This window comes from Mangrovimonas cancribranchiae, from assembly GCF_037126245.1.
Lineage (GTDB): Bacteria > Bacteroidota > Bacteroidia > Flavobacteriales > Flavobacteriaceae > Mangrovimonas > Mangrovimonas cancribranchiae.
This window is the reverse complement of the sequence record NZ_CP136925.1, coordinates 2,837,985-2,850,894: the sequence shown is the minus strand read 5'-3', so window position 1 is coordinate 2,850,894 and position 12,910 is coordinate 2,837,985. Positions and strand designations below refer to the sequence as shown.

Annotated in this window: 16 protein-coding genes; all 16 read left to right on the top strand. The window is 35.0% G+C overall.

Features of this window, described 5'->3' with window-relative positions; genetic code table 11:
* Positions 1–77: 77 nt before the first annotated feature.
* The 16 genes from R3L15_RS13195 to atpG all read left to right on the top strand — a co-directional run bounded on the left by R3L15_RS13195 (position 78) and on the right by atpG (position 12,796).
* The gene (locus R3L15_RS13195) at positions 78–413 is read left to right on the top strand and encodes a PadR family transcriptional regulator (RefSeq protein ID WP_338732224.1); all 336 of its coding nucleotides are present in this window, start codon (positions 78–80) and stop codon (positions 411–413) included.
* Position 414: 1 nt separating this feature from the next.
* Positions 415–1,071: a hypothetical protein gene (locus tag R3L15_RS13190; RefSeq protein WP_338732223.1), complete on the top strand. Its 657-nt coding sequence runs from the start codon at positions 415–417 to the stop codon at positions 1,069–1,071.
* Complete coding sequence (locus tag R3L15_RS13185; protein ID WP_338732222.1) at positions 1,068–1,478, top strand: hypothetical protein; 411 nt, start codon at positions 1,068–1,070, stop codon at positions 1,476–1,478. The genes R3L15_RS13190 and R3L15_RS13185 overlap by 4 nt, the downstream gene beginning before the upstream one ends.
* Entirely contained in the window at positions 1,468–1,758 is a 291-nt protein-coding gene (locus R3L15_RS13180; RefSeq protein ID WP_338732221.1) for a hypothetical protein, read from the top strand. Before R3L15_RS13185 ends, R3L15_RS13180 begins: the two co-directional genes overlap by 11 nt.
* A gap of 46 nt (positions 1,759–1,804) precedes the next feature.
* On the top strand, positions 1,805–3,286 hold the full coding sequence (locus tag R3L15_RS13175) for a DUF5687 family protein (RefSeq protein WP_338732220.1): 1,482 nt from the start codon (positions 1,805–1,807) through the stop codon (positions 3,284–3,286).
* A gap of 14 nt (positions 3,287–3,300) precedes the next feature.
* Entirely contained in the window at positions 3,301–4,008 is a 708-nt protein-coding gene (locus R3L15_RS13170; RefSeq protein ID WP_338732219.1) for an ABC transporter ATP-binding protein, read from the top strand.
* A gap of 105 nt (positions 4,009–4,113) precedes the next feature.
* Entirely contained in the window at positions 4,114–6,678 is a 2,565-nt protein-coding gene (locus R3L15_RS13165; RefSeq protein ID WP_338732218.1) for a hypothetical protein, read from the top strand.
* Between the two features lie 11 nt (positions 6,679–6,689).
* Positions 6,690–7,106, top strand: coding sequence for a polymer-forming cytoskeletal protein (locus R3L15_RS13160; RefSeq protein WP_338732217.1), 417 nt, complete (start codon positions 6,690–6,692; stop codon positions 7,104–7,106).
* Positions 7,069–7,293 carry an AtpZ/AtpI family protein gene (locus R3L15_RS13155; RefSeq protein WP_338732216.1) on the top strand — a complete coding sequence of 75 codons (225 nt, stop codon included), beginning with the start codon at positions 7,069–7,071 and terminating at the stop codon, positions 7,291–7,293. Before R3L15_RS13160 ends, R3L15_RS13155 begins: the two co-directional genes overlap by 38 nt.
* Positions 7,286–7,675 (top strand): DUF6168 family protein, encoded by a 390-nt coding sequence (locus R3L15_RS13150; protein ID WP_338732215.1) that lies wholly within the window; start codon positions 7,286–7,288, stop codon positions 7,673–7,675. The genes R3L15_RS13155 and R3L15_RS13150 overlap by 8 nt, the downstream gene beginning before the upstream one ends.
* A 114-nt stretch (positions 7,676–7,789) precedes the next feature.
* The gene (gene atpB, locus R3L15_RS13145; RefSeq protein WP_405023540.1) at positions 7,790–8,890 is read left to right on the top strand and encodes a F0F1 ATP synthase subunit A; all 1,101 of its coding nucleotides are present in this window, start codon (positions 7,790–7,792) and stop codon (positions 8,888–8,890) included.
* A gap of 31 nt (positions 8,891–8,921) precedes the next feature.
* Entirely contained in the window at positions 8,922–9,113 is a 192-nt protein-coding gene (gene atpE, locus R3L15_RS13140) for an ATP synthase F0 subunit C (RefSeq protein WP_053970734.1), read from the top strand.
* Positions 9,114–9,189: 76 nt separating this feature from the next.
* On the top strand, positions 9,190–9,690 hold the full coding sequence (locus R3L15_RS13135) for a F0F1 ATP synthase subunit B (protein WP_338732214.1): 501 nt from the start codon (positions 9,190–9,192) through the stop codon (positions 9,688–9,690).
* 2 nt (positions 9,691–9,692) lie between these two features.
* Positions 9,693–10,229 carry an ATP synthase F1 subunit delta gene (gene atpH / locus R3L15_RS13130; RefSeq protein ID WP_338732213.1) on the top strand — a complete coding sequence of 179 codons (537 nt, stop codon included), beginning with the start codon at positions 9,693–9,695 and terminating at the stop codon, positions 10,227–10,229.
* Between the two features lie 56 nt (positions 10,230–10,285).
* A complete protein-coding gene (gene atpA / locus R3L15_RS13125; RefSeq protein WP_338732212.1) occupies positions 10,286–11,866 on the top strand; it encodes a F0F1 ATP synthase subunit alpha in 1,581 nt (526 codons plus the stop codon).
* 69 nt (positions 11,867–11,935) lie between these two features.
* Positions 11,936–12,796 (top strand): ATP synthase F1 subunit gamma, encoded by an 861-nt coding sequence (atpG, locus tag R3L15_RS13120; protein ID WP_338732211.1) that lies wholly within the window; start codon positions 11,936–11,938, stop codon positions 12,794–12,796.
* The last annotated feature ends 114 nt before the right edge of the window (positions 12,797–12,910 follow it).

Here is a 12,910-nt window from a genome sequence, read left to right as displayed (position 1 = left end):
TGACTTATACCGTTGAAATTAAGAAAAAAATAATACCTAAGTATTTTATACATAAGAATTTTAGGTATATTTGTTTTATGTCAAATTCAAAATTGTATAAAGGTAGTTTAACGACCATTATTTTAAGGCTTTTGTCGGAGCATCCTAAAATGTATGGTTACGAAATCACCCAAAAGGTAAAGGCGCTTACCGATGGCGAATTAAAAATTACTGAAGGCGCCCTATATCCAGCCTTGCATAAATTGGAGGCTGACGGTTTGCTAGAAGTTGAGGTGCGACGTGTGGATAATAGATTGCGAAAATATTATAAACTCACCGAAAAAGGCGCCAAGGAAACCGTAAGCAAGCTCAATGAATTGGAGCGTTATATTGAGACGATGCAAGTCTTGTTGAATCCAAAATGGACGACTTAATATGAAGCTGAATCAAGATCAAATCCATTTTATTGATACCTATTTGCAAAATTCTGAGGTAATATACAAAGACGTACGTTTGGAAATGATAGATCACGTGGCTTCTGGCATTGAACAAGAATGGGCAAAACACCCAAACGAATCTTTTCGTGAGGTGTTTAAAAGCTATATGGTTGCAAACAAAAAACAGTTGTTGGATGACTTTAAAGTTTTTAGAAAGAAAACCACCAAACGTCTGTTTTTGGAGTTGGGCAAAGCCATGGTAAAACCTGTATCGCTATTGCTGGGTTTGCTTGTTTTTATGGTGTTCTTTTATTCGCAGGAATTAATATATAACGCTTTAGGAAATTTATATACACACTGGAAAGCCATATCATTGGTTGTCGTTATTCTATTGGTTTTGGTTTGGTATGTGTCAAAACAGTTTATTGTTAAGGATTCTTACATTGCGATTGAACAGTTGATGTGGGTTTTAATTTTTCTTCATTATGGTGCTAGTTTTGTCTTGGATATTATCATTGGGTTTATTCCTGAGAGTTACAAAAATATTACAGCTTTAGTGCTTTCAGTAATTTATGTAATGCTATTCATAAACTTTATAAAAGTCTTAAGAGGACACATCATTTATTACAAAAACAAATACCAAAACGTATCGTGACCATTACCGAGCAACATATCGAGCAGTTATACAAATTCACTAGGCAACATTATGTGGAGTACTACGATTTACAAACTGAATTGGTAGACCATATGGCAAACGATATTGAAGCCATTTGGGAGGAAAATCCACATCTAAGTTTTGAAGAAGCCCGGGATAAATCTTTTAAAAAATTTGGTGTATTTGGTTTTATGGACGTGGTGGAAGCCCGTGAAAAAGCCATGCACAAAAAGTATTTTAAGCTGCTATTAAGCTATGCCAAGGATTGGTTTAGGCTACCACAGGTTTTATTGACCATCAGTTTGTTGCTTGGGTTTTACACCTTGTTTAGAACTGAATTGGGGGGGCATAATTTTGGGAGTAATGTTATTTATTGTTTCGGTTTACAGCATTGTAATGGGAACTAAATTTTCTTTAAAACGAAAACGTCAAAAAAAGGAAGGCAAGAAATTATGGTTATTGGAGCAAGTTATTTTAAGCAATGCCTTGGCGATGCCCATTCTGTTCTTTCCGCAGATATATAACGTTCTTAACGTATTTGAGGCTGAACATTTTTCAATGTTAATGGCTTTTTTGTTCTCACTGCTTAATGTACTAACCATTATCTATGTTTATATCAGTACGGTTGTCATCCCTAAAAACGCGCAAAAACACTTAAAAGAAACCTATCCTGAATATAATATGTAACAAATCACTACAAATGTGTACTAATGCAATAAACCATCCTTAAAAAATGACATTAAAGCACTTTCTCAACCTCGAATGGAAACAATATTTTAGGTCATCGTATTGGCAAAAAAGTATGGCACTCAATATCCTTTTGGTGTTTTTTGCCCTGTATTTTGTTGTGATGTTTTTGGCTTTGGGTGTGGCTCTATATCCTTTGTTAAAAGATCAATTTCCAGATCAAGATCCGCTAGTAATCGTAAACAGTTACCTGTTTTACTGGATTATTGCCGATGTGTTGATGCGGTTTTTCTTTCAGAAGTTACCCGTAATGAGTGTAAAACCTTTGCTAACCTTACCTGTAAAACGTAGCAAGGTGGTTAATTATGTCTTGGGAAAATCAGCGTTGTCGTTTTTTAACTTCTTACCAATGTTTGCAATTATTCCGTTTGGTGTGATGTTGTTGATTAACGATTACCCAACGGTTTCGGTATTGGTTTGGATGCTCACCTTATTGTGCATCACGCTTATTATTAATTTTCTGAATTTTATTCTGGAAAGCTTTTCGTCTGAAACCGAATTATCCTTTCTTCCCGTTATCGTATTGGCTGGCGGATTGTTTGCCTTGGATTACTTCAATATTATTTCGTTTACCGATTTGGTGTCAAACGGCATAAATAGTATTTATAACAATCCTTTATTAATCGGCATTCCAATTTTGGTATTAATTGGGTTGTATATGATGAATTTCAAAATGCTTCGCCAGAAACTGTTCTTGGATAGCTCTTTAAAATCGCATGTGAAGGAAGTAAATTCTTCCAATCTGGAATGGACCAGAAAGTTTGGCGATTCGGCACCGTTTATGCAATTGGATTTGCGGTTAATTTGGCGCAACAAACGACCGCGTTCATCAGTGTTTATTTTAGTTATTGGGTTGTTGTACGGCTTGTTTTTCTACCCCAACCCCATTTACGCCGATAAGCCTTTTATGTTTGGTTTTGTAGGTATTTTTGTGACGGGAATTTTCCTTATTAATTTTGGGCAATTTGTGCCTGCTTGGGATAGTGGATATTACAAAATGTTGATGAGCCAAAATATTCAGTACAAGCAGTATTTAAAGTCAAAATTCAACTTAATGGCTTTTAGTGTGGTCGTGATGTTCGTGTTGAGCATTCCTTATGTGTATTTTGGGTGGAACATTCTCCTGGCACATTTGGCAGCCGCCATTTACAACATAGGTGTTAATACACACGTAATATTATGGGGCGGTTCCTTCAACAGAAAAAAAATAGATTTAAACCAACGTGCTGCATTCAACTATCAAGGTACGGGAGCTGTGCAATGGCTAATTGGTATTCCACTTATGTTAGTGCCATTGGCCATTTTTGGTGTGGTAAATTGGTTGGTTAATTTTGAAATAGCCTGTTTAGCCTTGGCTTTAATTGGTGTTGTGGGCATTGTGCTTCACCAAAAACTAATGAAAAGCATAGTCGGTAAATATCTGGCTTCAAAATATAAAATGATAGACGCTTTTAGTCAAGATTCTTAAAATAACGCAAAACAATGATAACAACTTCTAATCTTTCAAAAACCTACGGTAGCAAAACCGTATTGAATATAGAAAACCTAGATATTCCAAAAGGACAAAGTTTTGGTTTGGTGGGCAACAATGGCGCTGGTAAAACTACGTATTTTAGCTTGTTGCTGGATTTAATAAAGCCTACAACAGGTTATGTGAAGAATAACAACATAAAAGTTAATGAAAGCGAAGACTGGAAACCACATACCTCTGCATTTATAGACGAAAGTTTTTTGATAGGTTACTTGACACCCGAAGAGTATTTCTACTTTATTGGCGAGTTACGAGGACAAAACAAAGCCGATGTCGATGCCTTTTTAACACAGTTTGAGGAGCTCTTCAATGGTGAAATTTTAAATCAGAAAAAATATTTACGCGATTTAAGTAAAGGAAACCAAAAGAAAGCCGGTATTGTGGCAGCCTTAATTGGTAATCCAGAAGTTGTTATTCTGGATGAACCCTTTGCTAATCTCGATCCAACTACGCAAATCCGCTTAAAAGGCCTTATAAAGGATTTGGCCGAAACCAAAGGTGTAACCGTGCTTGTTTCTAGTCACGATTTAATGCACGTTACCGAAGTTTGTGAGCGCATTGTGGTTTTGGAAAAAGGCGAAGTTATTAAAGACATTACTACTAGTGAAGCTACTTTAAAAGAATTGGAAGCGCATTTCTCTGGTTCGGAAGCGGTTTAAAAACCGTCCCTATTTTTAGCTTAATCCAAAAAGATGCTTATTTTTACAGCTACACATAATATATGTAGCTGTTTTTAGTTATGTATGAACCAAATACAATCAACGTTGAAGACATCTTTTAGACTTATAGTAGTTCTGTTTAGCATCATATTAGTCGTGAGTTCTTGTTCACGAAAAAAAGATCGTTTTTTAAGCCGAAATTATCATGCTGTCACAGCAGAATACAACACCCTTTTTAATGGGTATAATGCGTTAGAGCTAGGGCGTCAATCGTTAAACGAGAGTTACGAAGACGACTATTGGGAAATTCTTCCTATAGAACGTATGCAGATTATGGAAGAAGTCATGCTTCCAGGTCAAAATAAAAACGAAAACTTCTCAAGAGCAGAAGAAAAAGCCATCAAAGCCGTACAAATGCACGGTATGAATATTAATGGTAAAGAAAAAAATCCACAAATAGACGAGGCTTATTTACTATTGGGGGAAGCACGATATTTCGATCAACGCTTTATTCCAGCTCTAGAAGCATTTAACTACATCCTTTACAGATATCCTTCAAGCGATAAAATTAACCAAGCCAAAGTATGGCGTGAAAAAACAAACATTCGTTTAGAAAATGACGAACTAGCTATAGAAAATTTAAAAGAACTTTTAGAAGAAGCAGACGCCATAGAAGGACAAGATTTAGCCGATGCAACATCTATGTTAGCGCAAGCTTATATTAACACAAAATCTTTAGATAGTGCCATAACGCAATTAGAAATTGCTGCTCAAAACACCAAGAGTCATGACGAGCGTGGAAGATATCGTTTTATACAAGGGCAACTGTATAACGAATTAGGAAAAAAAGACAGCGCCAACTATGCGTTTGATAAAATTATAGAGTTAAACAGGCGAACACCACGTGTTTACCTCATTAATGCACATATTCAAAAAGCAAAAAACTTTAATTATGACGATGGTAATAAATTAGAATTTTTAGAGCTACTAACAGACTTAGAAAAAAACAGAGAGAATAGACCGTTTTTAGATAAAATTTATCATCAAATTGGCGAATACCATATGATTAATGGATCAGATTCTTTAGCATTAGCCAATTATAACAAATCGTTAAGAACCAACTCCAGAGATAAAAAGCTTAAAGCAAGAAATTATGAAATTTTAGGAGATTACGAGTTTGATTATGCCAATTATAAAATAGCAGGTGCTTATTACGATAGTACCATGCTAAACATGGAGAAAAACAAAAAGCCCTATCGAATCATAAAGCGTAAAAGAGATAACTTAGAAGATGTTATTTATTACGAAGATGTTGCAAAAGCTACAGATAGTATTTTAACATTGGTTGCCATGAGCGACGATGAGAGGTTAGCGTATTTTGAAGCCTTTACGACCGAACTTAAAGCGCAAGCCGAAGAAGAAAAAGAAAAACAAAAAAGTGTAGAAAGGCAACAGGGTTTAGCTACAGTAAATAATGACATTAAAGGGAAATCCTCTCGAGGCATGACGCCTTCAGGTAAAGAATCTAGTTTTTATTTTTACAATTCAACTACAGTAGCTTACGGGAAAAATGAGTTTGTTAGAATATGGGGCGATCGCCCTCTAGAAGATGATTGGCGTTGGTCCTCTAAAAGATCTACCAAAAACAATAATACAAATTTAGGCCAATTAGCAACAGCAGATACAGATTCGGAAACTTTCGATCCTAATTACTATATCGAGCAATTACCTCAAGATGATAAGGTGATAGATAGTATCGCTAAAGAAAGAAACTTTGCCTACTATCAATTAGGTGTTATTTATAAAGAGAAGTTTAAAGAATATCAATTATCAAAAGATAAGTTTTTAAGCCTTTTAGATAACAATCCAGAGGAGAAGTTAATCTTACCTTCAAAATATAATTTGTACAAAATATATGAGGTTTTAAATCAGCAAGACGAAGCATCAATAGCAAAAAACGATATTATTACTAATTATCCAGAATCACGCTACGCTAAAATTCTTCTAAACCCTGAACAAGCAAATTTAAAAGATGAAAACAGCCCAGAAAGTATTTATCAAAATCTGTATAAAGAATTAAGCAACCAAAATTATCAATTTATAATTGATGAATGCGACGATAAAATTACTCTGTTTCAAGGCGATCCTATGGTGCCAAAGTTCGAATTACTAAAAGCTTTAGCTATTGGAAGGTTAAACGGATTTCAAGAATACTCCAAGGCAATTAACTATGTGGCATTAAATTATGCCAACACACCCGAGGGAATAGAGGCGCAGAACATTGTAGACGAAGTGTTGCCAGCACTTAAAGATGATACGTTTACAGATGCAGAAGACGAGAATAGTTTTAAAGTGGTTTACTACTTTAACAAGACTAAAGACGAGGAGGTTGTTGCAAACTTTAAAACAGCTTTAAACGAACAAATAAAAGAGGTTAAGGTGTTTAATTTAAAAACGTCGTTAGATGTTTATAATAGCAATACCACGTTTGTTGTTGTTCATGGTTTAACCAGTTTTGATGGTGCCAATGGCTATGCGTTATCATTGCAAGAACAAAAAGAGAATAAAATTATACATCAATATTTTATTACCTCGTCAACAAACTATAGAACCATTCAAATACATAAGAACTTAGAAACCTATTTAGAGCTCCAAATAAATAATAATTAAAAAACTTAACCATGTTTTCTGAAAAACAAAAAGATAAAAACAACCAATCAACAACATCAAGTCAAAATATTATTGCAAAAGGCACAAAACTGATAGGCGATTTTGTGAGTGAAGGCGATTTACGAATAGACGGCACTATTGAGGGAAATGTAAAAACACCCGGAAAAGTTGTTGTAGGAAAAACAGGATTTGTAAAAGGAACACTAGAAGGAACCGATGCGCATTTTGAAGGAAAGTTTTCAGGAAAACTATCGCTGCAAGGAACCTTAACGTTAAAAACATCGGCTTATGTGGAAGGCGAAGTTGTAGTTGGTAAATTAGCCGTAGAACCTGGCGCCACGTTTAATGTAACATGTGCTATGAAAGGTGCTGTAAAGGAATTTAACCAAAGTGGGAAACAAAAAACCAAACAAGAACAATCAGCTTAAAAACTTAGCAACCTTATCTGGAATAGCTATTCAAATGGGGGTAACAATCTACCTATTTGTATTATTGGGTAAGTGGTTAGATGCTAAATTTACCCAAGGCAAGTTATTCTTAATTATTTGTACGTTACTTGGGGTTGCTATATCATTATATGTTGTTTTAAAGCAAGTTAATAAGTTAAATGAATAACTTACAATTACTTAAATATATTTTTATAATAGCAATTACAGCTGTAATTGCTTTTTTTATACATACATACGTTTTAAAACAGTTGGAGTTACCAGCTTATGGTAATAAAATAATATTATCCTATATTTTAAACACCATATTAGCTATTGGTATTTTGTTAGCACTCTACTTTTTTAGGCATAAATTTAAACAGCAATTAGGGTTTTTATTTATGGTGGGTAGCTTTTTAAAATTTACTTGTTTCTTCATTTTTTTTTACCCGTCGTTTAGAGCAGATGGCGATATTTCTAATTTAGAATTTGCTTCATTTTTCGTGCCCTACGCAACATGTTTATTCACAGAAACTTTAGGCGGAATAAAACTCTTGAACAGTTTAGATTAGCTAAATTTTAAATAGGGAAAACAGCTTAAAAAAATAATGTGAATTTTTGTTTTTTGATTTTAAGAGAAAAGCATACCTTTGCACCGATTTTTAAGGATACAATTTTCATTTAACATGCAAAGAAAACCAGTTGTTAGTTTGCTATTCTTTTTATTAATAGCTTTTTTACCACTTAGTGTATTAGCTCAAGAAGATATGCATCTAGAAGAAATCGCCCCTGGTGTAGAGGGTGAACAAGGTGTTAAGGAAGAGATCAAGGAGTATATAGATCATCACCTTTTAGATTCTCACGATTTCAGTTTATTTTCTTATACAAAAGATAATGGAGAGCATGTTTATGTAGGTTTTCCATTGCCTGTAATTTTATGGGATGATGGCTTAAAAGTATTCTCTTCTTCAAAATTACATCATGGCGAAGCTGTTGCTGAAGCTGGTGGAAATTACTACAAAAGCTACCACAATAAGATTTACAGAACCAATGCCGAAGGCGATATTAATTTAGATGATCATCACCATCCAACTAATGTAAAGCCATTAGATTTTTCAATTACTAAAAACGTATTTACTATATTAATTGTAGGATTATTAATGCTTTGGATGTTTAGTTCTATGGCAAAATCTTACAAAAAAGGTGCGTTACCAAAAGGTATGGGTCGTTTCTTAGAGCCTATTGTGCTTTATATTCGTGACGATATTGCTATTCCAAATATAGGAAAGAAACATTACAAACGTTACATGAGTTTCTTGTTAACCATTTTCTTCTTTATTTGGATTATCAACTTATTAGGATTAACACCATTAGGTGTTAACGTAACAAACAACATAGCGGTAACATTTGCATTAGCTTTGTTAACGTTTTTAATTACAAATTTTACAGCCAACAAAAGTTATTGGGGGCATATTTTCTGGATGCCAGGTGTGCCAAAACTAATGCGTATCGTATTAGCACCAATAGAGTTGTTGGGGATTTTTATTAAGCCATTTTCATTATTAATACGTCTGTACGCTAACATTACAGCAGGTCACATTGTATTAATGAGTATCATTGGTTTAATGTTCATATTTAAAAACTGGATAGGAAGTTCGCTATCCTTTGGTTTAGCTTTTGCGCTAGCCTTATTAGAGTTGTTAGTAGCAGCTTTACAAGCTTATATCTTTACAATGCTATCAGCACTGTATTTTGGTCAAGCTGTAGAGGAACACGACGACCACTAAAATTGAATGTTTAATTTTTAATATATATATTATGACTATTCCAAACATTGTAGGAGCTGGTTTAATTGTAATCGGTGCTGGTTTAGGTATCGGTAGAATTGGTGGACAAGCTATGGAAGCTATCGCTCGCCAACCAGAAGCTTCTGGAAAAATCCAAACAGCTATGCTTATTGCAGCTGCACTTATTGAAGGTATTGGATTTGCTGCTTTATTTGCAGCGTAAAACAATTAACAACAGCTATAACGGTTGGTTATAGCTGTTGTTTAAAAAGATTAATTAAGATTATAACTAGATATAAATGGACAAGTTAATTAATGAATTTTCGTTTGGATTGTTTTTTTGGCAATTACTCCTTTTTGTTGGGCTAGTACTATTGTTAAGAAAATTTGCTTGGAAACCAATTCTTGATTCTGTAGAGAAAAGAGAAAGCGGTATTGAAGATGCGTTGCAAGCAGCAGAAAATGCTAAGCTAGAAATGCAAAATCTTCAAGCAGACAACGAAAAGCTTTTAAACGAAGCACGTGCCGAGCGTGAAACAATGCTTAAAGAAGCTAGAGAGCTAAAAGCAAAAATGATTGCCGATGCAGAAGGCGATGCACAAGCTAAAGCCAACAAAATGATCGAGCAAGCACAAGCAGCTATCGAAAGTGAGAAGAAATCTGCTATGGCCGAGCTTAAAGGTCAAGTAGCAAGCCTATCTCTAGAAATTGCAGAAAAAGTTGTAAAAGACGAATTGTCTAGCAAAGACAAGCAAATGGAGTTGGTAGAATCTATGTTAGGTGACGCTAAATTAAACTAATTATGGCAGGAGCAAGAGCAGCAATACGTTACGCAAAAGCAGTATTAGATTTGGCAAAAAGTCAAAACGCTGCTGAAGCTATTAATACAGATATGCTAACCATATCTCAAGCTATATCAGAAAGTCAAGAATTAAACGATTTTCTTCAAAATCCTGTGGTACGTTCTTCAGTAAAACAAGCTGCTTTAGCAGAAGTTTTTAAAGGGACTCAAGATCTTACAGGAAAATTAGTTGAAATCTTAATGGAAAACAAGCGCATTGCCTTATTAGGCGATGTAGCTAAAAGTTATACCCAACTTTTTGCAGAATACCAAGGTAGTCAAACGGCTAAAGTAACGACTGCGGTTCCATTAACCAGCGACTTAGAAAGTAAAGTTCTAGAAAAAGTAAAAGAACTTACAGGTAAAGACGCTCAAATAGAAAATATTGTAGATGAAAGTATTTTAGGTGGTTTCATTTTACGTGTAGGCGACATTCAATATAACGCAAGTATCGCCAACAAATTAAACAGATTAAAAAGAGAATTTACATTAAATTAAAAACGGTTAGAATTAGATCTAACATCTAATATCTAACATCTAATATCTAAATAAAGATGGCAGAAGTTAAACCAGCTGAAATATCAGCAATCTTAAAACAACAACTATCAGGTTTTGAAGCAGGTGCTTCATTAGACGAAGTAGGAACAGTACTAACCGTAGGTGATGGTATTGCACGTGTTTACGGACTATCAAATGCACAATACGGCGAGTTGGTAGAGTTTGAAAGCGGCCTTGAAGGAATCGTTTTAAACCTAGAAGAAGATAACGTAGGTGTTGTATTATTAGGGCCTTCAAAAGAAATTAAAGAAGGCGCAACAGTAAAACGTACCACGCGTATTGCCTCTATTAATGTAGGTGAAGGTATTGTTGGACGTGTTGTTGATTCATTAGGAAACCCAATAGATGGTAAAGGGCCTATTGAAGGTGAAACTTACGAAATGCCATTAGAGCGTAAAGCACCAGGTGTAATTTACCGTCAACCCGTAAACGAGCCATTACAAACAGGTATTAAATCTATCGATGCCATGATTCCTGTAGGTCGTGGACAACGTGAGTTGGTAATTGGTGACCGTCAAACTGGTAAAACAACCGTTTGTATCGATACCATCTTAAATCAAAAAGAATTTTACGATGCAGGCGAGCCTGTATACTGTATATATGTTGCTGTAGGTCAAAAAGCCTCTACGGTAGCAAACATTGCTAAAACCTTAGAAGATAAAGGCGCTTTAGCTTACACAACTATTGTTGCTGCAAACGCATCAGATCCAGCACCTATGCAAGTATATGCACCTTTCGCAGGAGCTGCAATTGGTGAGTACTTTAGAGATACTGGTCGTCCAGCATTAATCATTTATGATGATTTATCTAAACAAGCGGTAGCGTATCGTGAGGTATCGTTATTATTACGTCGTCCACCAGGACGTGAAGCGTATCCTGGAGACGTTTTTTACTTACACTCACGTTTATTAGAGCGTTCGGCAAAAGTTATTGCTGATGATGCTATTGCAAAAGAAATGAACGACTTACCAGAATCGTTAAAACCAATTGTTAAAGGTGGTGGATCGCTAACAGCGTTACCAATTATTGAAACACAAGCAGGAGACGTTTCGGCTTATATTCCAACCAACGTAATTTCGATTACCGATGGCCAGATTTTCTTAGAGTCAGATTTATTTAACTCTGGTGTTCGTCCAGCGATTAACGTAGGTATCTCGGTATCTCGTGTAGGTGGATCTGCTCAGATTAAATCCATGAAAAAAGTAGCAGGTACGTTAAAATTAGACCAAGCGCAGTTCCGTGAACTAGAAGCGTTCGCTAAGTTTGGTTCAGATTTAGATGCTGCTACGCTTAACGTAATTGAAAAAGGAAAACGTAACGTAGAGATATTAAAGCAAGCACAAAACGATCCATTTACTGTAGAAGATCAGGTTGCTATCATCTATGCAGGTTCTAAAAACTTACTGAAAGACGTTCCTGTAGATAAAGTAAAAGAATTTGAAAGAGATTTCTTAGAATTCTTAAACGCTAAACACAGAGATGTTTTAGATACGCTTAAAGCAGGAAAATTAACCGATGAAGTTACAGATACATTAACCAATGTAGCGAAAGACTTATCGGCTAAATATAAAGCATAACAAAGATTTTAGTATTGAGTAGTGAGTGTTTTTGCTCACTACTGAATACTCAATACTAATAACTGAAATATGGCAAACTTAAAAGAAATACGTAACAGAATATCATCGGTATCTTCTACGATGCAGATTACTAGTGCCATGAAAATGGTATCGGCTGCAAAGTTAAAGAAAGCCCAAGATGCTATTACTGCTATGCGTCCTTATGCCGACAAATTAACCGAGCTTTTACAAAGCTTGAGTGCCACTCTAGAAGGCGATTCAGGAAGTGATTTTGCAGAGCAACGTGAAGTAAACAAGGTTTTAATTGTAGCTATTACCTCGAATAGAGGACTTTGTGGTGCATTTAACGCAAACATCATTAAAGAAGTTACACGATTAACCAACGAAACTTACACGGGTAAAAACGTATCGTTTGTAACTATAGGTAAAAAGGCTAACGACGCTTTAGAAAAAAAGCAAAATGTTATATCTAATGATAGTGATGTTTTTGATGATTTAACGTTTGATAATGTTGCCAACATCGCTCAAATGATTATGGACAAGTTCGTAGCTGGTGAGTTTGATAAAGTAGAGATTGTTTACAATAGCTTTAAAAATGCTGCAACACAAATCGTAAAGACAGAACAATTTTTACCAATTGTATCAGTTGAAAGCGATAAAAACGTAAACTTAGATTACATTTTTGAACCATCAAAAATTGAAATTGTAGAAACATTAATTCCTAAATCGTTAAAAACACAATTGTTTAAAGCGATTAGAGATTCGTTTGCTTCTGAACATGGCGCACGTATGACAGCTATGCACAAAGCAACAGACAACGCTACCGAATTAAGAGATCAGTTAAAACTGACTTACAACAAAGCGCGTCAAGCAGCCATTACCAACGAAATCTTGGAGATTGTAGGTGGAGCAGAAGCTTTGAACAACTAATAAAGTATGCTTACTGAACTTGTTTCAGTATCTTATAATAAAAAACCTCACCGTTTTGGTGAGGTTTTTTTATGGCATTTATTTTGAATGATTACCTTTAAACTATAAATAAAG

What these genes read in the sequence shown, in the direction of transcription:
- R3L15_RS13170 (WP_338732219.1), top strand. Translation starts at nt 3,301, where the DNA reads ATGATAACAACTTCTAATCTTTCAAAAACCTACGGTAGCAAAACCGTA.
- atpE (WP_053970734.1), top strand. Translation starts at nt 8,922, where the DNA reads ATGACTATTCCAAACATTGTAGGAGCTGGTTTAATTGTAATCGGTGCT.
- atpB (WP_405023540.1), top strand. Translation starts at nt 7,790, where the DNA reads ATGCAAAGAAAACCAGTTGTTAGTTTGCTATTCTTTTTATTAATAGCT.
- R3L15_RS13195 (WP_338732224.1), top strand. Translation starts at nt 78, where the DNA reads ATGTCAAATTCAAAATTGTATAAAGGTAGTTTAACGACCATTATTTTA.
- atpG (WP_338732211.1), top strand. Translation starts at nt 11,936, where the DNA reads ATGGCAAACTTAAAAGAAATACGTAACAGAATATCATCGGTATCTTCT.
- atpA (WP_338732212.1), top strand. Translation starts at nt 10,286, where the DNA reads ATGGCAGAAGTTAAACCAGCTGAAATATCAGCAATCTTAAAACAACAA.
- atpH (WP_338732213.1), top strand. Translation starts at nt 9,693, where the DNA reads ATGGCAGGAGCAAGAGCAGCAATACGTTACGCAAAAGCAGTATTAGAT.
- R3L15_RS13150 (WP_338732215.1), top strand. Translation starts at nt 7,286, where the DNA reads ATGAATAACTTACAATTACTTAAATATATTTTTATAATAGCAATTACA.
- R3L15_RS13135 (WP_338732214.1), top strand. Translation starts at nt 9,190, where the DNA reads ATGGACAAGTTAATTAATGAATTTTCGTTTGGATTGTTTTTTTGGCAA.
- R3L15_RS13160 (WP_338732217.1), top strand. Translation starts at nt 6,690, where the DNA reads ATGTTTTCTGAAAAACAAAAAGATAAAAACAACCAATCAACAACATCA.
- R3L15_RS13190 (WP_338732223.1), top strand. Translation starts at nt 415, where the DNA reads ATGAAGCTGAATCAAGATCAAATCCATTTTATTGATACCTATTTGCAA.
- R3L15_RS13180 (WP_338732221.1), top strand. Translation starts at nt 1,468, where the DNA reads ATGGGAACTAAATTTTCTTTAAAACGAAAACGTCAAAAAAAGGAAGGC.
- R3L15_RS13175 (WP_338732220.1), top strand. Translation starts at nt 1,805, where the DNA reads ATGACATTAAAGCACTTTCTCAACCTCGAATGGAAACAATATTTTAGG.